This window comes from Bacillus sp. OTU2372 (assembly GCF_038440275.1).
Taxonomy (GTDB): Bacteria; Bacillota; Bacilli; order Bacillales; family Cytobacillaceae; genus Neobacillus; species Neobacillus bataviensis_B.
This window is the reverse complement of record NZ_JASATK010000023.1, coordinates 14,431-38,393: the sequence shown is the minus strand read 5'-3', so window position 1 is coordinate 38,393 and position 23,963 is coordinate 14,431. Positions and strand designations below refer to the sequence as shown.

19 protein-coding genes, 1 riboswitch and 1 other annotated feature are annotated in these 23,963 nt (G+C 39.2%); of the genes, 6 read left to right on the top strand and 13 right to left on the bottom strand.

The window, feature by feature from the left end; genetic code table 11:
* Positions 1 to 141 precede the first annotated feature (141 nt).
* A complete protein-coding gene (locus AAHB15_RS24490) occupies positions 142 to 735 on the top strand; it encodes a DedA family protein (RefSeq protein WP_335572744.1) in 594 nt (197 codons plus the stop codon).
* Positions 736 to 755: 20 nt separating this feature from the next.
* Here the strand turns inward: AAHB15_RS24490 and AAHB15_RS24485 are convergent, their stop codons facing one another.
* The 5 genes from AAHB15_RS24485 to argS all read right to left on the bottom strand — a co-directional run bounded on the left by AAHB15_RS24485 (position 756) and on the right by argS (position 7,069).
* A complete protein-coding gene (locus tag AAHB15_RS24485) occupies positions 756 to 1,070 on the bottom strand; it encodes a hypothetical protein (RefSeq protein WP_335572745.1) in 315 nt (104 codons plus the stop codon).
* A gap of 309 nt (positions 1,071 to 1,379) precedes the next feature.
* Positions 1,380 to 1,484: riboswitch (guanidine-I (ykkC/yxkD leader) on the bottom strand.
* A gap of 31 nt (positions 1,485 to 1,515) precedes the next feature.
* Complete coding sequence (locus AAHB15_RS24480) at positions 1,516 to 3,342, bottom strand: APC family permease (protein ID WP_342043541.1); 1,827 nt, start codon at positions 3,340 to 3,342, stop codon at positions 1,516 to 1,518.
* A gap of 238 nt (positions 3,343 to 3,580) precedes the next feature.
* Entirely contained in the window at positions 3,581 to 4,759 is a 1,179-nt protein-coding gene (locus AAHB15_RS24475) for an MFS transporter (RefSeq protein WP_335572747.1), read from the bottom strand.
* 75 nt (positions 4,760 to 4,834) lie between these two features.
* Complete coding sequence (locus AAHB15_RS24470) at positions 4,835 to 5,302, bottom strand: DinB family protein (RefSeq protein WP_335572748.1); 468 nt, start codon at positions 5,300 to 5,302, stop codon at positions 4,835 to 4,837.
* Between the two features lie 72 nt (positions 5,303 to 5,374).
* Positions 5,375 to 7,069 (bottom strand): arginine--tRNA ligase, encoded by a 1,695-nt coding sequence (gene argS, locus AAHB15_RS24465; protein WP_335572749.1) that lies wholly within the window; start codon positions 7,067 to 7,069, stop codon positions 5,375 to 5,377.
* A gap of 48 nt (positions 7,070 to 7,117) precedes the next feature.
* Positions 7,118 to 7,330, bottom strand: a binding site (T-box leader).
* A 101-nt stretch (positions 7,331 to 7,431) separates the two neighbouring features.
* Between argS and AAHB15_RS24460 the strand changes: the two genes are divergently transcribed.
* Together AAHB15_RS24460 and AAHB15_RS24455 are read left to right on the top strand one after the other, a co-directional pair.
* Positions 7,432 to 7,686: an alpha/beta-type small acid-soluble spore protein gene (locus AAHB15_RS24460; RefSeq protein ID WP_335572750.1), complete on the top strand. Its 255-nt coding sequence runs from the start codon at positions 7,432 to 7,434 to the stop codon at positions 7,684 to 7,686.
* Between the two features lie 99 nt (positions 7,687 to 7,785).
* Complete coding sequence (locus AAHB15_RS24455) at positions 7,786 to 8,043, top strand: hypothetical protein (protein ID WP_335572751.1); 258 nt, start codon at positions 7,786 to 7,788, stop codon at positions 8,041 to 8,043.
* A 40-nt stretch (positions 8,044 to 8,083) separates the two neighbouring features.
* Here AAHB15_RS24455 and AAHB15_RS24450 read toward each other — a convergent pair whose 3' ends face one another.
* Positions 8,084 to 8,656, bottom strand: a complete 573-nt coding sequence (locus tag AAHB15_RS24450) for a TetR/AcrR family transcriptional regulator (protein WP_335572752.1) — start codon at positions 8,654 to 8,656, stop codon at positions 8,084 to 8,086.
* Between the two features lie 489 nt (positions 8,657 to 9,145).
* Here AAHB15_RS24450 and AAHB15_RS24445 point away from each other — a divergent pair, with 489 nt between their 5' ends.
* The 3 genes from AAHB15_RS24445 to AAHB15_RS24435 all read left to right on the top strand — a co-directional run bounded on the left by AAHB15_RS24445 (position 9,146) and on the right by AAHB15_RS24435 (position 13,331).
* Positions 9,146 to 9,721 carry a TetR/AcrR family transcriptional regulator gene (locus AAHB15_RS24445; RefSeq protein ID WP_335572753.1) on the top strand — a complete coding sequence of 192 codons (576 nt, stop codon included), beginning with the start codon at positions 9,146 to 9,148 and terminating at the stop codon, positions 9,719 to 9,721.
* A 109-nt stretch (positions 9,722 to 9,830) separates the two neighbouring features.
* Positions 9,831 to 11,939 (top strand): MMPL family transporter, encoded by a 2,109-nt coding sequence (locus tag AAHB15_RS24440; protein WP_335572754.1) that lies wholly within the window; start codon positions 9,831 to 9,833, stop codon positions 11,937 to 11,939.
* A 150-nt stretch (positions 11,940 to 12,089) separates the two neighbouring features.
* Entirely contained in the window at positions 12,090 to 13,331 is a 1,242-nt protein-coding gene (locus tag AAHB15_RS24435) for an aminopeptidase (RefSeq protein ID WP_342043540.1), read from the top strand.
* A gap of 72 nt (positions 13,332 to 13,403) precedes the next feature.
* On the opposite strand, the gene AAHB15_RS24430 is transcribed toward AAHB15_RS24435, so the two are convergent.
* The 7 genes from AAHB15_RS24430 to AAHB15_RS24400 form a co-directional block, all read right to left on the bottom strand.
* Positions 13,404 to 15,095 (bottom strand): glycerol-3-phosphate dehydrogenase/oxidase, encoded by a 1,692-nt coding sequence (locus AAHB15_RS24430; protein ID WP_335572756.1) that lies wholly within the window; start codon positions 15,093 to 15,095, stop codon positions 13,404 to 13,406.
* A 185-nt stretch (positions 15,096 to 15,280) separates the two neighbouring features.
* Positions 15,281 to 16,771 (bottom strand): glycerol kinase GlpK, encoded by a 1,491-nt coding sequence (gene glpK / locus AAHB15_RS24425; protein ID WP_342043539.1) that lies wholly within the window; start codon positions 16,769 to 16,771, stop codon positions 15,281 to 15,283.
* A 32-nt stretch (positions 16,772 to 16,803) separates the two neighbouring features.
* On the bottom strand, positions 16,804 to 17,628 hold the full coding sequence (locus AAHB15_RS24420) for an MIP/aquaporin family protein (RefSeq protein ID WP_144568378.1): 825 nt from the start codon (positions 17,626 to 17,628) through the stop codon (positions 16,804 to 16,806).
* 213 nt (positions 17,629 to 17,841) lie between these two features.
* Entirely contained in the window at positions 17,842 to 18,390 is a 549-nt protein-coding gene (locus tag AAHB15_RS24415) for a glycerol-3-phosphate responsive antiterminator (protein ID WP_335572758.1), read from the bottom strand.
* 121 nt (positions 18,391 to 18,511) lie between these two features.
* Positions 18,512 to 19,654, bottom strand: a complete 1,143-nt coding sequence (locus AAHB15_RS24410; RefSeq protein WP_335572759.1) for a mannitol-1-phosphate 5-dehydrogenase — start codon at positions 19,652 to 19,654, stop codon at positions 18,512 to 18,514.
* A 5-nt stretch (positions 19,655 to 19,659) separates the two neighbouring features.
* Complete coding sequence (locus AAHB15_RS24405; protein WP_342043538.1) at positions 19,660 to 21,753, bottom strand: BglG family transcription antiterminator; 2,094 nt, start codon at positions 21,751 to 21,753, stop codon at positions 19,660 to 19,662.
* Positions 21,754 to 21,869: 116 nt separating this feature from the next.
* Positions 21,870 to 23,777: a PTS mannitol transporter subunit IICBA gene (locus tag AAHB15_RS24400; protein WP_335572761.1), complete on the bottom strand. Its 1,908-nt coding sequence runs from the start codon at positions 23,775 to 23,777 to the stop codon at positions 21,870 to 21,872.
* Between the last annotated feature and the right edge of the window lie 186 nt (positions 23,778 to 23,963).

Here is a 23,963-nt window from a genome sequence, read left to right as displayed (position 1 = left end):
GAAAGATTCGATCTTCAAAAAAAAAACGATTGATAAATAAGCATGATTTCTTTAATACCACCATATTGATTTCAATATGAGACAAACTGGTATAAAATAAGAAACATAATTTGTTAAAGAAGAGATAAGCGAAGGTGAACTATGACAGACTATATTAACACAATTTTGGAATTTTTTTCGCAGTTAGGCTACTTTGGGATTGCTTTAGGACTAATGATTGAGATCATCCCAAGTGAAATTGTTTTAGGTTATGGCGGCTACATGATTTCCCAAGGTCATCTGAATTTTGTCGGTGCGGTCATTGCCGGGACGATCGGCGGGACGATTGCCCAGCTATTTTTATATTGGGCAGGTTATTATGGGGGAAGACCCTTTTTGGAGAAATACGGGAAATATGTGCTTATTAAAAAGAAACATATTGATGTCGCTGAACAATGGTTTGAAAAGTATGGTGCCGGGGTCATCTTTTCCGCTAGGTTTATCCCTGTTGTAAGACACGCTATCTCCATTCCTGCAGGAATTGCCAAGATGCCGGCCAGCAAATTTACTCTTTACACTGTCGCTGCAGTATTGCCATGGTCAATCCTCTTTTTATATTTAGGAAAGGCGCTAGGCAGTAACTGGTCACATGTAAAAGAGGTCGCACATCCTTATGTATTACCGCTCATTATCGCTGCTATTGTTTTAGGAGCTATCTATTATTTAGTCAAAAGAACGAAGAAAACCACCGATTAATTACTCGGTGGTTTTTTCATTCACTGCTTAGAGAATTTCCTTTGGGCCCATGCATCAAGTTTTTTGACATGTTGTTTTCCAATCGTAAAACCATATACAAGAAGCAGAACAATTATAAGCGTAAACATATCGATTCTTTTCGTTGAAATAAAATTTATAATACCCATTAGGACTTGCGGGATGACTCCTGTTAGAGCGAATAAAACGGTTGCCACTTTAAACCAAAAGGCTGATTTGAGTCTATAACGTGCATACAAAAGAAAAAAAGTAGATGCCCAAGCTAGTACTTCAAGACTGACTAGTATCACCCATTTATTTTCAAGTAATAAATGCAAGTAAAAAACCCCCTTCATCTCCATAAGAAAAGCGCAAGCGCCTTGGTCAGCCCCGATATAGGGCGACTTGTCGACTGGCCGGCAAAAGTGGGGTCAAAGACTAGTCGCCCTTAATGCGTACAGAAAGCGATAGCTTTCTGTAGCCAAGCATAAGACGAGCCGGCCGAAAGGTTGCTTTTTAACCTTTTGGACGGATTGGCTTATGACCTCGAGGGGCTAGGCGCTGGAGCTAGACAATTCTCAAAGTCAAAACTTTTATACTTTCTTATCTCATATTAAAAAGCCTGGACGAAAACGCGTTACGACGCTTTCTTCCAGGCTTTTCTCCTTCCGTGTATACAGAAACAGCTTCTTCTGTACGTTTTCTCTCGGACCAGACTGGCATCCTGCCACGGAACCCTAGAAAACCCATTATATATAATATTTTTTAGCAAAACGGACATTCCTATTTTTTAAAATGATATGGAAGTGTCGCTACAATAACCCTCTTCTTAAAAATCAGGTAGGCCCGAATTAATAAACTTGATTGGTTGTGAAGTATATTATGCCAGTTCTTTTTCGTAATAAACTGCGGTATCAACACGGTAACCCGATAATTGTTTTCGCTCGCTTTGTGCTCAACTGTATCAATGAACTTTGATAATGGGTGTAAGATGCTGCGGTAGTGCGAGTGCAATGTCACAAGCCTAACATCCGGCTGCCATTTCTCCCATTTTTCCTCGAATCGCTTTTCATCTTGCCGGTCAAAGGAAACATAAACAGCAAAGATTTGATCTGTTAAGGACTTAGCATAGTTGATAGAGTTTTCAACTACCTTGGTTATACCTGCCACCGGAACAATAATAACATTCCCTTGAACCGGCATCGCTTCATCATCCGGATGGATCCGCAGCTGTTCTCCGACTGACTCATAGTGCGAATTAATTCGTTTAAACATGAGGACTATCAGCGGCAAGAATATAATGACAAACCATACTTGCCCAAGCTTTGTAACAAAGAAAATAATTAAAACCGTTAAAGTAATGAGAGCACCAACTAAATTAGCCGTCAGCTTTGCCACCCAGCCAGCAGGCTTTTCACGAAGCCATTTAATAATCATCCCTGTTTGTGATAACGTAAATGGAATAAACACACCTACAGCATACAGCGGGATTAAGTGCTCTGTCTGGCCCTTTGAAGCTATGATCAGAATGATGGAAGCCACACCAAGTGAGACAATCCCATTGGAATAACCAAGCCGGTCGCCTCGAATCGTAAACATTCTTGGCATGTACTTATCTTTTGCAAGCGCAAAAGCTAACAGCGGAAAAGCAGAGTAACCGGTATTAGCGGCTAAAACCAAAATCAGTGCTGTTGTTCCTTGAACAAAGAAGTAAAGATAATTTCGTCCAAAGGTTTCTTCAGCAATTTGGGAGACAACCGTTTCATCAGCTTTTGGAGCTATTCCGTAATAATATGCTAGGAACGTTATCCCGGAAAATAATAAGGCCAAAAGGGAACCCATTAATATTAATGTTCTCGCCGCATTTTTAGGTGCCGGGTCTTTAAAGGTCGGGATGGCATTGGATATCGCTTCTACCCCTGTTAAGGCCGAACATCCCGATGCAAATGCGCGAAGCAGCAAGAACAAGGTAATTCCCTGAACTGGTGCTCCAATGGATGCATGCTGTGCGGAAGGAGAAATATCCCCCGTTACAATTTTAAAAAGTCCTACACCAATCAATATAAAAAGTGCAATGACAAACAAATAAACCGGATAGGCCAATATAGAGGCTGACTCTGTTATTCCTCGCAGATTTAAGATGGTAATAAAAATAACTAATACAACAGCAATAAAAACAGAGTGTGCATGTAAGGCCGGAAAAGCGGATGTAATCGCATCTGTACCGGCCGTAACACTTACCGCCACCGTCAATATGTAATCAACTAGTAAGGAGCCTCCAGCAATTAGGCCTGCTTTTTCTCCTATGTTTTCCTTCGATACGACATAAGCCCCACCACCATGAGGATACGAATAAATAATCTGCCTATAAGATAAAATGAGCGCCGCTAAGAGGAATAATACCCCAACAGCAATAGGTATGGAATACCAAAAGGCAACAACGCTAATGGTTGCCAAGACAATCAGGATTTGTTCTGTCCCGTAAGCTACTGATGACAAGGCATCGGAAGAAAGAATAGCTAACGCCTTTAAAATATTTAACTTTTGTTCGCCTAATTCGGTCGATTTCAACGGTCGACCGATTAAAAATCGCTTAAAAGAAGAAAGCACGTGATCTCACCCACCACTTTTTGAAGTAGAATTACCGATTGATTTTAACATAACAGTGTTATCAATATGAAGTACTTCTTTTAAAAAACGAACCATATTTAACAAATTAATGAACGCTTTTTATGTAAGCGCCTATCATAAGAAAATGGATAGCTACCTTTACTTTCTCCGTTTTCCAATGGAATCATCCAATTTTATCAGAAGGGTAGAAAAAGGTAGGAATACTCCATACCTTTTTCTACCCATTTTGTGAGACCCTTAAGCGGTCCCGATATAAGAAATAAAAATAGAGCAGCATCGAAAAAGCAATCGAGACAGCCGCCGTCCAATAGATACTGCTGTAGCCAAGCAGATGGCTTATTTGGCCAAAACCCATTGCCCCTAAGCCAATTCCCAAGTCGAAAAAAGAATAAAAGGTTGCCGTTGCCATTCCCCTTCGATTTACTGGCACCTTTTCAATCGACCAGGATTGAAGGGCCGGCTGAACCATACCAAATCCTAATCCATAAAACGTCGCAGCTGTATATAAGATTAGGCTATTAGGCAGCCAGGCTAACAAAATCATAGCTGCCAATATTAGTAATGTACCAGGAAGGAACACAGCCCGAAGGCCTTTTCGGTCATATAACTTTCCTGCAAAGCTTCGCGTAATCATTAACGCCAGTGCGTAAAATAGGAAGTATAATTGTATTCCTGAAATATGCCTTTCAGCTGTATATAAGGGTAGAAAGGCAGCAATTCCGCCAAAGGTGACCGTAATAAAAAACATCAAAATGGATGGCTTCAAGGCCCCTTTTTCATAAAGCTTTCTCTTTGTTTTTTCCTTACCTGGTTTTGAATCGATTTTTTTATAGGAAATGCGCGATGATAAAATCAATGCGATCAATCCCAATCCTGCACAAATAAGAAAAAATGGTTTAAAGTTGATAATACCAGTTAAAGTGAGTCCCAGTGAGGGGCCAATCGCCAGCGCCAAATTACCTGAAAGTCCGTAAAAGCCCATCCCCTCACCTCGTCTAGAGACAGGGATTAAATCTGAGGCAATTGTACCTGACGCGGTCGTGGAAAAGCCCCAGCCACCACCTTGGACGACCCTCATCATAAATAACAACACAATACTGGTTAAGAAACCAAAGGAACCGACTGAAAGCACAAAGATGGTTAAGCCGATTATATAGACAAACCTTCTTCCTTTTGTTTCAAGAGCGGTACCTGCATAAGGACGAAGCAGTAACGCAGAAAACGTAAAAATGCCGACAACAAAGCCAATGAGTTGGTCATTTCCGCCTAAATCTTCCACAAACAATGGAATCGTTGGAAGAGTCATTTGAAATCCAAGAAAGATAAAGAAATTAGCCAAACAAATTAGTACAAAGTCTTTTGTCCATATCTTTTCTTTCTGAAGCTGTTTTTCCATAAAGCCAAGATTCTCCTTATTAATTATGACGAAAAGCCGTTTCTACGGTTGTAAAAACGACTTTTCGGATGAAAATCATTTAGTTTTTGCTGTCTCGATTACTCGTTTCATTGCTTGAATTTGCCCAAAATGATTCGCCTCGTGGAAGATGGCAAAATTGGCAAGCTCACCAAAGGTTTCTTGACCAAGAAATGGTGTTTTCAACTTCTCATTAAAGCTTTCTCCGGGTATTTCTTTGATCCTTTTGATTTGCTCCTTTAACTGCTCAGTTAATTCTTTTATGGAAGGAACCTCTCCTTGCCAGTCAGCCGGTTTTGTTCCTGTTGCAAATAACTCCATGTAATTGGCTGGAAGGTTGGTTGATTTTTTTGGAAAACCAAACATAAATTGTTCCGCAACCGTTAGAACATGCCCCACATGCCAATGAATGGTATTGTTAAAACCCTCTGGCTGTACATCTACGTTTGCCTCATCGATTCCTTCGACATTTCTCACTAAGAAACTTCTTGTCAGCTCAAAGCTTTTAAATAAAAGTTCACTCATTTTAATGGCCTCCTCTTTCAATTTCAACTTCCATTTTATACCATTAATGGATTATTAATAAACAAAACGTACTTACATTTCTTCCGGTGCTTCAATCCCTAACAGGCGCAAGCCCTCTTTAAGAACAACCGTAACCGAAAAGACTAGGGCTAAGCGGGCTTCTAAACTTTCATTTTCCTCTAAAATTTTTACTTCTGCATAATACTTGTTAAAGCCTTGAGCTAAGTCGATAATATACTTCCCGATAAGCGACGGGTCATGATTCTCACAAGCTCTTTTAATGGCAGGTGCAAATTCCATCAAAAGACTTGCCACTTTCCATTCCTTTTCCCAAGTAGTTGACTCGTTTTCCGGAAGAACTACTGCTTGATAGTTTGCTTTTCTTAAAATGGAACAGGCACGGGCAAACGTGTATTGAACATAGGGCCCTGTCTCTCCCTCAAATCGAAGCATTTCCTCAAGAGAGAACTCTATATCGTTCATGCGGTTATTTTTTAAATCATGGAAAATAACCGCCCCTACACCTACCTGTTTAGCTACCTGATCCTTATTTTTTAAATTAGGATTCTTTTCTTCGATATTGTGTCTTGCCATCGCAATTGACTCGTTTAGTACTTCCTCTAATAACACAACCTTACCTTTACGTGTGGACATCTTTTTGCCGTCTTTTAACATCATTCCAAATGGTACATGAACCATATTCTCTGCCCATTCATAGCCCATTTTTCCCAGAACAGCTATTAGTTGCTTAAAATGCAAACTTTGTTCATGGCCCACTACATATAATGACTGAACAAAATCGTAGTTTTCTTTACGATATAGCGCCGCTGCCAAGTCACGGGTGGCATAGAGCGTTGCTCCATCTGACTTCTTAATAAGACACGGAGGCAGTTGTTCCTCGGATAGATCCACAACCATAGCGTGGTCTGATTCTACCAATATCTGCTTTTCCTTGAGGAGGTTAACAATCCGATCCATTTTATCATTGTAAAAAGCTTCACCGGCAAAAGAATCAAATTCCACGTTCATCAGCTCATAAATACGCGAGAATTCTTTTAGTGATTCATCACGGAACCATTGCCAAAGTAATAAGGCTTCCTCGTTGCCATCTTCTAGTTTTTTAAACCAGCTGCGCCCTTCAACCTCTAATGTTGAGTCACTTTCTGCCTCTTCATGAAACTTAATATACAAAGCAAGGAGTTCTTTGATGGGATTTTGTTTAACCTTTTCAGCATCGCCCCAAAGTTTATAAGCAGTAATTAACTTCCCAAATTGTGTCCCCCAGTCGCCAAGGTGGTTGATCTTAAACGGCTTAAAACCGCATTTTTCGGCAATAAGGGCGATAGCATTCCCAATCACGGTTGAACGCAAGTGCCCCATCGAAAACGGTTTGGCTATATTCGGTGATGAAAGATCAATCGTCACCGTTCCGCCCTTCCCGAAATCAAGGCCGGCAAACTGCCCCTTTTCAGCGATCACTTGATTTATTAGTCTTTCAGAGACGAGCCTTTTATTTAAAAAAATATTGATATACCCGCCTACAACCTCTACTTTTCCGAATGTTGCTGACTGAATTTTCTCACTTAGTTCTTGAGCAATAACGTTAGGTGATTTTCGTTTTAATTTAGCCAGTGTAAAGCATGGGAAAGCCAAATCCCCATGGTCTGGGTTTTTGGGTTTTTCAATCAAAATTTCCAATTGGGCTGCAGGTATTTCCTGATCGAGCAGACCATAAAGTATGGCCGCCAGCTCCTTTTTATAGTTCATGTTAATGCCTCCTTTGTTTTCATAAAAATAAAAAACCCCCGCCTCTATATAAGAGACGAGAGTTTGATTTTCCCGCGGTACCACTCTAATTGTTCACAAAGAACCAGCTTTCTTTTGTAACGGAGGATTCTCCGGCCTCACCCTACTTTTTCAGGCTGGCATCTCAAAAGTGCGTTTCATTATCTGTTCCATGTCAGGCTCACACCGTCCCTGACTCGCTATAACTTCCCAGATAACTACTCTCTTTTTCATTGACTTTTCCAGTTTGATTATCAGTTATTATACTGGAAAGATTAGGATTTATCCATAGGTGTTGATTATTTTTTTCATTAGGGAACCTTACTGTTAAAGGAGGGATTTTTATGGCCAGACGAAATAAAATACTTGTTCCGGAAGCCCGCAATGGATTAGATGCCTTGAAGGCAAGAGTTGTTCAATCTGGAAGTCCTGAGAATGCGAAATTTGAAGCGGCCGAGGAGGTTGGTGTTCCTTTAAAAAAGGGATATAACGGCCAGCTGACCTCTGAACAAGCTGGGAAGGTTGGCGGAAGGCTCGGCGGCAGTATGGTTCGTGAATTGGTTAAAATGGCACAAGAAAACTTAAGTAAAAGGCAGTAAATAAAGGGAGCCATTTGTCAAGGCTCCTATATTATTTTAAAAAAAGTTTGACAATTTTGTGACAATTGGTAGAATATTCAGTATAAGGAGTTGATGGATATGCATGAAAAATATGTAAAGAATTTACAAACTTTTAAAATGGCATCAACCTACGTTGGGGGATTTGGAATCATTTTTCTTTTATTCAGTATTTTTGAAAACGGTTTCAACCTCGCACTCGGATTGGGTATCGGATTAACCGCTGCTTCAGTCGTCCTTTTCTTACTTGGAATCTTTTTGGGATTAATGGAAGAGTATACACTTGCAAGTAAACGGAAAGCACCGGTTTCCCGATCATCACATCAATTTTTTTATTAAAATACACAAACAGACTTGTGCGCCTGACACAAGTCTGTTCTTATTTTGCCCCCTCTCTTAACAGAAAAATTTTCATGACGTCGGCAATTTGATCGGAACTCAATGGGTCATGATTTCTTTCCCAATCAGAGACGAGGGCTATGTACATTTTTAGCAATAGAAAACTGATTACTTCCGTGTTTGCAGGTGGAATGGCTCCTTTTGCAATTGCAGTTTCAATCTTTTGTCTTAAATATGCAATAATTTCATCCTCTACATGCTTCAACATTTCGGATACCGCTAATGTCCCCATTTCTGTTTCTTCTTGGACAAGCTTTATCATCAACTGGTGCTGAGAACGAAAGGCTAATAATCGAGTCAGGGCCCGGTGGACGTTCTCCGTAAATGGTAATCCCTTGTCGATGACGTCCTCAGCCTCGGCAATCATTTCTTTTACTAATTTAGATATGATTTCTTCAAAAAGCTCTTCTTTATTTTTAAAAAAGGTATAAATTGTTCCTTTACCAACATTTGCTAGCCTTGCTACCTGGTCCATGGTGGTGGCTTTGTAGCCGAATAACGAGAAAGACTTTGTTGCCGCTTCTATGATCATTGTTCTTCTATCGGGAGCCATGTTTCGGTCCTCCTGTTTGACTAAATTAGTTTTTTGGTCAATTCCTTATTTTAATATATCATAGCTTATGATTTGTTTCAAACGGAGGAGAAATTAGTCTTGCCCAAACTAAAAAAGCCCTTTCAAATTAATAAAAGGATTAGTGTCTCTAATTCAAATAAACCTTCCCCTTTATCTTCTTGCTCCGTTTGTTTAATAAATTCTCAATCGAATATTTGCTCATGTGGCTACCACCCTTCTATTTATAGATTTAACTAAACGTTTGATTAGTACTCAAAAAGCCTTTACTTGTAGATACAGCCTAATTTAATCAAACGTTTAGTTAGTTTTTGAACCGCCTTCAAAAAATTAATCAAACGTTTAGTTAATTTTATCTCCTCTTTTAAAAGTTGTTTTAAACGCAAATCAGTTTCTTTGTTCACAAGTCTATCACTTTGCGAGAATGTTCATTGCTCTCACAATCGACTATAATATGTTTGGGGTGAGTATATGGCACGAGAACGCAAATTCTCAACAGAGGATTTATTTCAAATTACAAAACAAATGCTTTTAACACATGGCTATGAGGGATTTTCGTTTAGCCTCTTGGCTGAACAATTGAAAATCTCTAGAGGGGCCATCTATAAGTATTATGAAAATAAAGAAGAGCTCATTACAGATTATATGCTCTATGAGATGGAGCATTTTCTCACTGAATTAAAAGACATTGAATCAGTAAATGGATTTGATGCAAAGTTTGACTTTTTAATCGATCTTATATTCAAAAATTCAACCATCCCGCATATGATTGAATTAGGACGCCGGATTCCCATCAATGGAAATCAAAAGGTCAAGGAAAACCATGAAAAGCTGGAAAAGCAGCATTTGAATATGTATCACCATCTAAAGGGATTCATCTCCTTAGGCAGACAGGAATTAAAGTTGAAGGAGACACTACCCGATCCGTTAATACTTGGATTTATTTTTCAAACGATTATGATTCCGAATCACTTTGGAATTCCCCATCCACAATGGGTTAGCTCGATTAAAGAGATGATTCGTCATGGAATGTTAAGAAATGAGTAATTGACACTACTGTCACTTTAACAGATAATTATAGTGATAAAGGTGTCTTTTTTTTCGGCAAAGTGACAAGAGTGTCACTTTTTACACTAATTATAGAAAGGGGTACAAAATGAAAGCATTTCTAAAAGCCATTACTGATCGTGTTACTACTAAAAAGGGAATGTGGATTACGCTCTCTGCCTGGTTGGTTGTTACCGTCCTTTTGGCGGTCTTTGCTCCAAGTGTGAGAGATTATGAGGTTTCTAAGATTGATACCCTTCCAGATGATGCAAAATCCGTTATTGCTCAAAAGAAAGTGGACCATTATTTTAAGGATAATGATGGAATTCCAGCCATTTTAGTCTTCCAATCTAGTAAAGGTGAGGTCAAACTATCCGACCTTACTAAGCTTTTTGATCATGTTAATAGTGAAAAAGTTAAAGGCGTACAGCAATTAGTCTCTTTATCAGCATTACCTCCCCAGGCCGCAGCTGGCTTCTTCTCCGCTGATAAGACGACTGCCATAATTCCTTTAACTTATGATTCATCCTTAGAAACAAAGGAAATAAAAAAGTCGATTGACCAAATCACAAGGATTACAAAAGAAACAACGAATTTAAAATTGTATGTGACAGGACCCGCAGGGATTGCAGCGGACACGCTTGACCTTTTCTCACGGGCAGATTTAGTCCTTATCTTCTCTACAGTTGGTTTAATCCTTGTTTTATTAATTGTTATTTATCGCTCTCCATTATTGGCATTCATTCCACTCCTTGCCGCAGCCTTTGTCTATGAAGTTGTGTCTCAAACACTTGGATTGATGGGTAAAGCAGGACTTGTGATGAGCAGTCAAACGGTATCCATTATGTCGATTTTGCTCTTTGCCGCCGTTATTGATTATTCACTATTTGTTTTCTCACGATACCGTGAGGAGCTGAAGGCATATGAAAATAAATATGATGCCATGAAAGAAGCAATGAGGGAAACAGGCACACCGGTTTTCTTCTCAGGGGGAACTGTATTAGCTGCGATGCTTGTGTTATTTTTTGCGAAGTCCGGCGACTATCATAATTTTGCTCCTACCTTCGCCACTACAATGCTAATCATTATGCTGGCTTCGATTACACTCGTTCCGGCCTTGTTTACCCTATTTGGCAGAAAGTCCTTCTGGCCTAAGATTCCAAGGGTAGGAGATGCCGCAGTTAATCAAAATTCCCTATGGAGTAAAGCGGGCCGTTTTGTTGCAAAAAAACCAGGCCTCTCCGTTGCTGTCATTAGTGTTTTGCTACTTATTGCTGCAAGTAATATGTTTAATCTTAAATATGAATTTGACACCATGAAGTCATTCCCGAAAGATATGCCGTCACGATTAGGCTATGAAATTCTGGAGAAAAAGTTTGAAAAAGGCGATCTCGCTCCAACAACGGTTCTTTTGGAGTCGCCAAATCCCATCACAGCTGAGCAGCAAAAGCAATTACAAACGGTCCTCTCGGATCAGACGCTTGTCAGCAGTGTACGTATAAATGGCTATACTGAGGACCAAAAGGTGATAAATTACAGCGTGACATTTAAGGGAAATCCATATTCTATTTCGACCATTAATGCGATGGAAAAGATTATTAATAAATCTGGAGACATAATAGACGACAGTGGTGTGGACGGGAAGCTTTATTTTGCGGGAGAAACGGCTGTCAAAGTGGATGACCGTGCGACTAATAATCGTGATGTAATTGTTATTGTTCTCCTTGAGACGGTCTTGATTTTTGCCATGTTAATTATCTTAACTAAGTCATTTAAGATGCCTATTTATATGATGGGTACCATTTTAATTTCCTTCCTTGCTGCACTAGGTTTAGGGATGTTCTTAAGCAGTCTATTCTTTGATATTAGCACGATCAGTGACCGCGTGCCCCTTTATGCGTTTGTCTTCCTGGTGGCTCTTGGAATTGACTATAATATTATGTTAATCTCAAGATTCCAAGAGGAACAAAAGAGACATTCCGTTAAGGAAGCAGTGGAAATTGCCGTTGCAAGCACAGGTGGAGTAATCTCATCTGCAGGTGTCATTCTTGCTGCAACCTTCGCGGTCTTGATGACTCAGCCAATTCAATTATTATTTGTTTTTGGATTCATTGTTGCTGTCGGGATTTTGCTTGATACCTTCTTAATTAGAGGGATTCTATTACCAGGGTTAATTATATTATTGGAAAAAGATAAAAAGGGAAGCGAGAGTAAATAGGTCTCCAGCAATAACAGAGCCAGCCTTTTTTTGTTGAAAGACTGGCCTTTTTTACTAATAAAGCTTGCTCCTGACAGGACTTAGTTTCAGGAAATTTTCGTATACTATGCTAGTATAGTGAATGAAAGTAAATGAATGGAGGAAAACAAAGTGCTTCCTAACTTTGAAGAAAATCTACATAAATATGCAAGACTACTTGTTGCCAAAGGGATCAATGTTCAGCCTGGCGATTGGGTTAAAATGACCATCACTGTTGATCAGGCTCCTTTAGCTCGCTATATCACTAAAGAAGCCTATGCATTAGGTGCTGAAAAAGTAATTGTAAAATGGTCTGATGACGAAATCAGTAAACTCAACTACTTACATCAACCAGTAGAAGTGTTAACCAACATCCCCAACTATGAAATTCAAGAATCCGAAGACCATGTTTTAAATCATCGTGTTAGCCGGCTTTCGATCGTATCAAGTGATCCTGGGCTATTAAATGAGGTGGATCCAGCTAAAATAGCTGCCTATCAAAATAAAGCAGGGAAAGCATTCAAGGCACAACGTGTGGCAACACAAAACGATGAGCTGAAATGGACCGTTGCTGCAGCTGCCGGGGCTGGCTGGGCGGCTAAAGTTTTCCCTGACTTAGCTACTTCAGAAGAACAAATAGATGCTCTTTGGGATCAAATCTTTAAAACTTGCCGTGTATATGCTGACGATCCAGTTGCTGCATGGGATGAACATAAACAGACATTGAATGAAAAAGCAGCAAAATTAAATGAAATCCAGTTTGATGCACTAAATTACACAGCTCCTGGTACCGATTTGACGTTAGGACTTCCAAAGAATCATATTTGGATGAGCGCGGAAAGCCATAATCCAAAAGGGGAAGAATTTATCGCCAACATGCCGACAGAAGAGGTTTACACAGCTCCAGATACCCATCGTATGGATGGTGTCGTTCGCAGCACCAAGCCGCTTAGCTATGCTGGTACGTTAATCGAAGGTATTGAAGTACACTTTAAAGAGGGAAAAATTGTTGATATTTCTGCTGAAAAGGGCGATGAAACCATTAAGAAACTCGTTTTTGACAACGAAGGCGGTACTGGCCTGGGTGAAGTTGCTTTAGTTCCAGACCCCTCACCTATTTCTCAATCTGGAATTACCTTCTTTACTACTCTTTATGACGAAAATGCTTCGAACCACCTAGCCATTGGAGCAGCGTACCCTACTACCATACAGGGTGGTACGAAAATGAGCGAAGAGGAATTATTAAAACATGGTATGAACACTTCTACTGTTCATGTTGACTTTATGATTGGTTCTGACAAAATGAATATTGATGGTATTAAGCAGGATGGGACTATTGTTCCGATCTTCCGTAACGGCGACTGGGCATTCTAGTTTAATACAAAAAAACAATCCAGTTTCTATGAAGCTGGATTGTTTTTTTAATGCCTTCTTGAAAAGGGATATTTAGTCCCCGTTAACTACACGAAGAGATACATCTTGTTCATCCACAGGGATGACAGCAGCTGTTAAATTTTGTTCGAGTAATAGTGAATAATTATTTTTAACTTGTTCCGTCCAGTTTAGTTTCTCTGCCATGCAGGCAATCACCTGTTCCTTCCACTTTTTTACTGTTTGAATATCAAACAAAATAGCACTAGTACGGCGGTTAAAGAAATCAATTGGTGTTACAACCATCTCATGTTCAATTCCATAAATTAATTTTGCAAAAAGAGGCAGCGGCAAGTTATATTTCACTGCATCAGCTGCATTCTCCTTGAGGATGTTAAAAACAGCAGCGGCGTTCGAACCATACATTCTCGTTAAATGTTCCGCTTCTGCTTTTGTTAATCCAGCTTCTTCTCCTTTTTTAAGCATCTTATTAACATAACTATTAAAATTACTCGAACCTCCAACGTCGCCTCCGGAAACTGGAAGATGAATTGTTTGACAAGGTGAGAAACTTCTTGATTCTTCAACTTGGAATATAGATACTAATCGATCAACCACAATTTCAGCCATTTTACGATAACCAGTTAATTTGCCTCCAGCAATTGTAATTAATCCTGATTTCGATTCCCAAATCTCATCTTTTCGAGAGATTTCAGAGGCACTTTTTCCTTCTTCATAGATCAGCGGCCGAACACCTGCCCAGCTTGATTCAATATCTTTCTCGCTTATCTTTACCTCTGGAAACATATAATTGATAGCATTAATAATATAACTCCGATCAGCAACAGTCATGTTAGGATTTACTGCATCCTCATTATAAAAAGTATCCGTGGTTCCAACATACGCCTTACCATCACGAGGAATCGCAAATACCATTCTGCCATCAGGTGTATCAAAGTATATAGCTTGTTTTAAAGGGAACCGTGATTGGTCGATCACAAGGTGGACACCTTTTGACAGCTGCAGCACCTTTCCTTTTTTTGAATGATCCATTTCCCGGATTTTATCAACCCACGGTCCCGCCGCATTGACCACTTTTTTCGCATGGATTTCGTATTTATCACCGGTTAACAGATCTTGTACAAGTGCTCCAATCACTTTTCCATTGTTGTAAAGCAACTCCATTACTTTTGTATAATTGGTGGCAGTGGCACCTTTTTCAACGGCAGCCTTCATTACTTCAATCGTCAAACGAGCATCGTCGGTGCGATATTCTACATAATATCCGCCGCCCTTTAATCCACTATTCTTAACCAGCGGTTCTTTGGCAAGTGTCTCCTCAGCTGAAAGCATTTTTCTACGTTCTTGCTTTTTCACTCCCGCTAAAAAATCATAAACCCGCAAGCCGATTGATGTACTAAACTTACCAAACGTTCCCCCTTGGTGGATCGGCAATAACATCCATTCAGGTGTTGTTACATGGGGACCATTCTCATAAACGATGGCCCGTTCTTTTCCAACTTCCGCTACCATTTTTATTTCAAATTGTTTTAAATACCGTAATCCGCCATGAACGAGTTTTGTTGATCTGCTTGATGTACCTGCTGCAAAATCCTGCATTTCAACAAGAGCCGTTTTCAATCCACGTGATTCAGCATCCAATGCTATCCCTGCGCCGGTAATACCGCCTCCAATAACTAATACATCAAATGTTTCACCTTTTAATTTATTGATTATCTCTTCCCGATGTAAAGTTGAAAATTTCATCGTCTCTTCCTCCGATTAAGTGTCTTATTATTTACATATGCATTGAAATATAGGATGGAAATAGAAAAAGACCACAAAAGACATTATCCAATTCCGATAATGTTTTTGTGGTCTCTCCGACTTCTCCTGACAAATATTAACTTATCTATAGCTTACCATACTGAATCATCTAGATACAACTATTATTATTTGAAGGCCATTGCAGCTTTAACTGCCTTTTTCCAGCCAGCATATAGATTGTTTCGATTATCGTCTGTCATTTTTGGATCAAACTTACGGTCTACCGCCCATTGTTTTGCAATTTCCTCTTGGCTTTCCCAAAAACCTACTGCCAGTCCCGCTAAATAAGCAGCTCCCAATGCAGTCGTTTCATTTACAACCGGACGTTCAACAGGGACGTTTAATAGATCACTTTGGAACTCCATTAAAAAGTTATTTTTTACAGCACCTCCGTCAACACGAAGCGCTTTCAGTTCAATTCCGGAGTCTGCTTCCATTGCAGATAATACATCCTTTGTTTGATAGGCTAATGACTCAAGTGTTGCCCGGATAAAGTGTTCCTTCGTTGTTCCCCTTGTTAAACCAAACACAGCTCCGCGGACATCGCTATCCCAATAAGGTGTTCCTAATCCAACAAAAGCAGGGACAACATACACACCTTCAGTAGATTCAACCTTTTTCGCATATTCCTCACTATCTTTGGCGTCCTTGAACATTCTTAAGCCGTCACGAAGCCATTGAATTGCTGAGCCTGCTACGAAAATACTGCCTTCGAGTGCATATTCTACTTTGCCATTTAAACCCCAAGCAAGGGTAGTTAATAAGCCATGTTCAGACCGAACTGCTTTTTCTCCCGTATTCATTAACATAAAGCAGCCTGTGCCATATGTGTTTTTAGCCATTCCGTCTTCAAAACAAGCCTGCCCAAACAATGCTGCCTGCTGATCCCCTGCCACTCCTGCGATTGGGATTTCTTTGCCAAAGAAATGGTAATCAATGGTGTTTGCATAAACTTCTGATGAAGGGCGTACATCTGGAAGCATTGACTTTGGAACCCCAAGTATTTCTAATAATTCATCGTCCCATTTAAGGTCATAAATATTAAACATTAGTGTACGAGATGCATTAGAATAATCCGTTACATGGGCACGGCCTCCGGAGAGCTTCCAAATCAGCCATGTATCGATTGTTCCAAACAAAAGCTTGCCTTGCTCTGCTTCGTCGCGTGCACCCTCTATATTGTCAAGAATCCATTTCACTTTGGTTCCGGAAAAATAGGCATCGATGAGAAGCCCTGTCTTTTCCCGGAAAAGATCATTATATCCCTTCTCTTTCAGCTGTTCACAGATTTCACTTGTTTGGCGAGACTGCCAAACAAGTGCATTGTATACTGGCTCTCCCGTTTCTTTATCCCATACAACCGTTGTTTCACGCTGGTTGGTGATACCAATTCCGGAAATCTGTTCAGGTTTGATGCCTGACTCAGAGAGCACTCCAGCTATTACAGAAAGAATAGAACCCCAAATTTCATTTGCATTATGTTCCACCCATCCCGGTTTCGGAAAGTGCTGTGTAAATTCCTTTTGAGCAGTATGAACAATTTCTCCATTTTTATTAAATAGAATAGCCCTTGAGCTTGTTGTACCTTGATCTAAAGATAAAATATACTTTTCCATGATAAATTCCCCCATTTAAAAATAACTTACTATTAAGCTACTTGGTTAGCCTGACTTCTAAGAGAACTCTGCTTTTTACTAGAAACAAATGAAAGTAGTAGTACCACAAGACTGATTCCTAATACAATCCAAAGAGACCCTGTTGTTTTTCCTAAAAAGACTACTTTATAAAAAACTGCACCAAGGCAGCCGCCTAAAAGCGGTCCGACAACCGGAATCCAAGAATAGCCCCAATTAGAACTTCCCTTACCACTGATTGGCAATAAGAAGTGGGCAATTCGCGGACCAAGGTCACGAGCAGGATTAATCGCATATCCAGTTGTCCCACCTAAGGACATCCCGATGACCACGATTAATAAACCAACAGCAAGTGGATTTAATCCTTCTGTAAATTTATTAGCCCCAATAAATAATAGACCAAGTACAAGGATAAAGGTACCAATAATTTCACTTAATAGATTTGAAAAAGTATGCGGTATAGCAGGACTTGTTGCAAATACCCCAAGCTTTGTTGCAGGATCTTCCGTTTCCTTCCAATGAGGCAGGTAATGTAAATAAATTAACACCGATCCTAAAATAGCTCCAAGCATTTGTGCCAAAATATAGGACGGCACATCAGACCAAGGAAAATCTCCATTTAATGCTAAGGCTATTGTTACAGCTGGATTTAAGTGAGCTCCACTCACCGACCCTACCGCAAAAACTCCCATTGTTACTGCAAGTCCCCAAGCAACTGTAATTACAATCCATCCCGCATTATTGGAATATGACTTCTTTAAAGAAGAGCCAGCCCCAATTCCTGCACCAAACACAATAAGAATCATTGTTCCAATCATTTCCCCAACGAATGGTGTCATTTTTCTTTCCCTCTCTCTTATAATATTATTTTTTTCTGTCTTCCCATGCTGTAAACGAAAAAAAGAGATCCACAACAGAATGAACCCATAATTGGGTTTCTGTGTGAATCTCCTTATCTCCGTCACAAATTATTAACTTAAGAAGAGTATATTACGCGAGTGAAAGCGGTGTCAACAAGTATTTATGATTAATATAGTATTAAAGATAAAAATTTATTTAGCAAATAAGTTCCATAGTTCTTTTTTAGAAGTGGTAATTCCAGAGGCACCTGCTTCTAATGCTGCATAAACGTCTTCAGATGTTCGAATGAGTCCTCCAGCTAATATAGGTATTTTCACTCGCTCTTTTACTTCTGTTATCATCTTAGGCATGGCTCCAGGGAGTACTTCAATATAATCCGGCCGTGTTTTTTCAATGAGCTTGTAGCTTTTTTCAAGCGCATGACTATCAATTAAAAAGATCCTTTGCACGGCAACAACACCCTTTTGCTTTGCCTTTTGGATGACGCTTGACTTGGTTGAAATTAATCCGTAAGGCTTGAATTCTTGGCATATATATTCGGTTGCATATTCATCATTTTTAATTCCATGGATTAAATCAACATGATAAATCATTTTTTTATTATGTTGATTTGCCATTAAACTAATATTTTTTAGTTGCGCTATATGCATATCTAAATAAACACCGATTTCATATGGGCTTTTTAGGAAGTTCTCAAATTCCTTCATATTCCCAGAAGCAGGTAATATTTTTTGTTCCAATTGACTCCATCCCCTTTGTATCAACCTTTCTACTATCTTAAAGAGAAAATATCTATTATTCAATAGCAAAAAAAGGGTCAGTCTCCCGCTGCTTTGAAGCAGCGGGGCTGACACCTTTCCTTTATTTCTTTAACATATCATAATATCTAATTACTTCTTGGGTGATTTCGCTGGTTTCATCCAACCCACTTACTTCTTTTAAAATAGCAGAAAGTCCATTTTCCTTAATCATTGCTTGCAGTTTAATAGCTTCTGGATCTTCTTGGTGATCAAAAAGTAAGGCTGAAGCAATTGCCTTTGCAAGGTTCGTGTATGATAGCCCGGCCTTTTGGGCTTCGACAGCAGGGCGTACAAGACGATCATTAGGACCAAGTTTACGGATTGGTGAACGGCCTACTCTTGTCACGTCATCATTTAAATAAGCATTTTCAAAGCGATGAATAATCTTATCAATGTATTGGCTATGATCTTCAGGTTTCAAGCCATATTGATGGATTAAATAGGCGCCCGTTTCGCCAAGAGTCGCTTTAACCTGTTTCACAATCTCCTGGTCTGCTAATGTTTGGTCAATGGTCGACTTATTCTCCAAATAACCTAAATAGGCAATAACAGCATGGCCAGTGTTTACCGTAAATAACTTCCGTTCAATAAAAGGGGCAAGGTCACGGACCTTTGTCATCCCTTCAACGGGTGGGATGGTTTCACTTGTTTCTACTACCCATTCATAATAAGGTTCTACTAAAACATCGAGAGAGCCTTGATTGTTTTGAAGAGGTACGATTCGGTCAACAGCGGAGTTAAAGAAGTACACTTTGCCTGCTAATTTCTCCTTTGTTTCACTATCTAAATGTTCATAGATATATCCTTTTAATAGGTCGGTTGCTGAAATTTGATTCTCGCATGCTATTACATACAACTTCTCATCGTTATTTTTTACTCTCTCAGCCAAACCCTTTGCAATGAGCGGCGCAATATGTGGAAGAATATTTGGACCTATTGCAGTAGTTACATAAACAGCTTGTTTGATTGCCTCGACTACTTCGCTTTCTTGTGTCATATTATTTAATCCGGAAACATTCTTGATTGTCATGCTTTCTTGTTCAGCTGTGGCTAATTTCACTTGATATTGATTTTCCTCATTTAGCTGATTGATAATTTGATTGGCAATATCAACAAAAGTCACGTGATAGCCAGACTGTGAAAAAAGTGCTCCGATAAATCCTCTTCCAATGTTCCCTGCTCCAAAGTGAACTGCTAGTTTCATCCTAATCATTCCTTTATTATTTTAGTTTGAAGATAATGTAAAAAAATATTTTCTAATTTTCCGCGAATAACTTCCTCATTCGAGGATGAAAAAATCATAATAGCTTCACTGTCTTCAATTAAACTAGTGCTAATCAAGCTTACTATTTCCTGCTCTCTAACACTTAATTCCTCAGGGGCTAGCAGCAATAGTAAATTTTTCATATACATATCGCTGCCGTCCATCCCTTTTACCAAAATTGGTTCATGTAGATGGGAGATTTGAAAAATGAGCTTATGAATATTCTTATCTCTGCAATGAAAAAGGCCCATACCAGTTCCAGGTATCCCTAGTCCTCCTTTTCTTTCCCTCTCCCTTAACGCGGTGAGGACATCTATCGCAGAGTTTAAAAGCTCCTCCTTTTGAGCGGTGATGACCATTTCTGCCAGCACTTTCTCATGATTATTAATATGGTGCATTTTATATACTCTAAAATTATTTAGTACCGCCTCTATACTTTCCTGTACGGCCTTGAGCTGACTTAGAAGTTCTACTATTGTTCCACTAGAAGCATCGCCTGTTGGAGAAACTTCTGTACTTGGTATAGGAATATACTCTCTTTTTTCAGTAAGTTTTTTTAAGTTATTTCTTAGATAGCTCTTAATCGCAAGGATGTTTTCCTCTGTTAAAAGAGGTGAAACCAAGAGATAGCCATTATTTAAAGATGGAAGTTTTACGGTAGAAATAATTAAATCATAATTTTTTATATTTGTTTGATCTTGAACTTCCTTAATAGATTTAATATCTATATGATCAATTCCGATGATTTCTTTTTTAATCCTGCTTGCTAACATTTTTGATGTTCCAATACCGGTTGGACAAACAACCAATGCCTGTATCGATAATTTCTCTTCCCTCATAACGAGGGCAGACCCGAAATGCAGGACAATAAAAGCTATCTCATCATCAGGGATTGAATCAATATCCGTAAACAGCTGCTCAACGCTATTTTTTACCGCCAAGAAAAGGATCGGATACTTCTGTTTTATTTCCTCTTTTAAAGGATTAAACAATCCCATTTGTTGCTTAATCCGATAGAGTGATGGTTCCATATGAGCTAATAGGCCTTGATACAGGGAAAAATCATTCGTCAAATCAATATGTAGCTGCGAAGAAACATCCTGTATAAGGCTTTTTACCATTTTACTTAAAACAAGACTATCATAGGGAACAACATTCACAGCCTGAAGCTTTGAGCCTTTTAGGATAACAGCCAAATAGATTATATCTTGTTCCGTAAAGGCTACCGAAAAGGCAGTTTCAAGTTCAGCACATATTTCATTGATCAGGTTATATTCATTCGTTAAGTTATCGATAGACCCCTCATCCTCTTCTAGAAAAAAAGAGGCATCTACCCTTTGCATGGTTATACCTATATGTACTATAAGTCCGATATAATCATTATCCGCAAGACGCTGCTGGGTACGATCAAAAATTGTATTTACGATCCGGTCTATAACAACAATGTACTCCGGATGAAAATAATGTAAAATTAATTCTTTTGCGTATTTATGATTTTCTAACAAAAATAAACTCTCAATTAACTCTTCGTTAAAAAACAACAAGAAGTAGCCAGCTAGTGCTTTTCGTTTAGCTGACTCCGATCCTATCAGATCAACGCCAACTCCCCTTTTTCTTGTAATCGCCACATTAAAAGAGCTTAACCATTCGGTCAATTCTTCTAAATAAGTTGTTAAAGTTGCGTTACTAACCCCAAGTTCATTGGCTAAAGCTTGTATCTTAAAGGCTTCCTCTTGCATCAGGGCTATCAGCAGCAGCAATTTCTTTTCTTCCGGGGTTTGATCAATTGGGACAATAGTCGTTACATTTTGAACCAAACGAAATATATTTTCGTTTTTCCCCTCAATTTTAAGCCCTGTTTCTATATGTCGAAGTAAGTGAAGATTAAAGGATTGTAGAATTTTTTCTACCCCGATTAAATCTCGGTGCACCGTACGTACACTTACATTCAAGTGGTTTGCAAGTGATGTTACTGAATGTTTACCCGATGTTTTAACAAGTAATTCGATAATTGCCTTTTCCCTTGTAGTAATATACATGCTACCAACTCGATTCTGTGAAGTAACATAAATGAGCCTTACGGGATTTATTTTACGAATTATAAAAAAGTGAATACAAAAAGCGGCTTTGCCGTTTTTTGTATTCATTCGTTATATTATTTACTATTTAAGATATCCATAATTTCTCTTGCTGATTTTGCTTCAACTAATTTTTCGATATTAGCCATATCTGAGCATGTTACCGCAATACCAGATAAGATTTCAAGATGTGTACCATCTTTCCCTGCGATGCCAAAAATTAGCCGAACCTTCTGACCATCAAAATCAACACCGTTTGGTACTTGTAAAACGGTAAATCCTGAATTTAGGACATCTTTTTTTGCCTCTTCTGTTCCATGGGGAATCGCTACATCGTTACCCATGTAAGTCGATGTCATTTCATCTCTCGCGATCATGGCTTCAATATAACTTTCTTTAACATACTCCGCATTAACCAACGCTCTTCCTGCAAAGCGAATTGCCTCTTCCTTCGAGGAGAAGGATTGATTTAAGAAAATATTTTCCTCAAGAAGTAGTGCGTTGTTCGCTTGGTTGTCTGCTTCTGGAACATTCGCTTCAGCATCTTCTACGATTTCTTGAAGTTGAGCAGTTTCCGGATTTTTAAGTTGGTTAATCAATTTATCATACTCTGGACTCGATAGGAAATTATCAACCGAAATATGGTATGCATTTGGCAATTTATTCTGCGCTCTAGGTGTTAACTCTTCTTGTGTTACAACAATTTGTGCATCCGCTGGCAAGTTACTAATCGCCGTATTTGTAACGGAAATATTCAAGCCTGCTTCTTTTACTTTTTTACGCAGCAGGGAAGCACCCATTGCACTTGAACCCATTCCTGCATCACAAGCAAAAACAATTTTGTTTACTTTTTCAGGCATGGTGCCGGAATTAGCTTCAAACACGTTAGAGACTGAGCTCTTCTTCCCTTTCATTTCCTGCATTTTTCTTGCCGCTTCTTCGATATCTTCTTCTTGTTCTTTACCTGTTTTTAGAATAAAAGACGAGATAACGAAAGATACGATTCCTGCTACAAGTACTCCTGCTAGGTTGGCAATGTATGTTCCTGCATGATGAGGAGTGACTGCCATAATAGCAAGGATACTACCTGGTGATGCAGGCGCAAGTAATCCGCCGCCTAAAAGAACCAGTGTAAATACGCCGCTCATCCCGCCTAGTATAACTGCTAAGAACAACATTGGACGCATTAAAATGTATGGGAAGTAAATTTCATGAATTCCGCCAAAGAATTGAATAATGGCAGCACCTGGAGCCGTTCTTTTTGCCGTACCTTTTCCAAAGATGCAGTAGGCAAGCAGCACACCAATACCAGGTCCTGGGTTTGCTTCTAGAAGGAATAGTAATGACTTTCCTGCTGTTTTTGCTTGCTCTACACCGATTGGTGAAAGAACACCATGGTTGATCGCATTATTTAAGAATAAGATTTTCGCAGGTTCAATGATAATACTTGTTAGTGGTAATAACCCTGTACTAACTAACCAATCGACACCTGCTACAAGCCAGCCTGTAAACACATCTACTGCTGGTCCGATTGCCAAGAAAGATAGAATGGCCAGCAATCCACCTAAAATACCTGCTGAAAAGTTATTAACCAGCATTTCAAAGCCAGCTTTAATTTTCCCTTCGACTGATTGGTCAAATTTCTTGATCACCCAGCCGCCGAATGGTCCCATGATCATGGCACCTAAGAACATTGGAACATCTGGTGCCCCCACAATGACCCCCATGGTTGCAATGGCACCAACTACACCTCCGCGTTGCTCATGTACAAGCTTACCGCCTGTATATCCAATTAAGAGTGGCAGTAAGTAACTAACCATTGGACCAACCATTTTGGCAAGGCTTTCATTCGGAAAGAAACCTGTTGGAATAAATAAGGCCGTAATTAAACCCCATGCTATAAAAGCGGATATATTCGGCATAACCATTGAGCTTAGGAAGTTACCAAACTTTTGGACCGCTACTTTTATATTTGATTGAGCCATTTGCTCTCATCCCTTCATTGTTTAGTACATTATTTATAGTAAAGTACTAATCCTCTGTATACAATAAAGAGGAAAGTGATGTTTGTCACACCCAAAGTGACAAACATATTGTTTCTCAAAGAATATGAATTATTCACCTATTCTTTTTAGCAATAAATGAAGGTATGCGCTGCAAGATAGATGGCC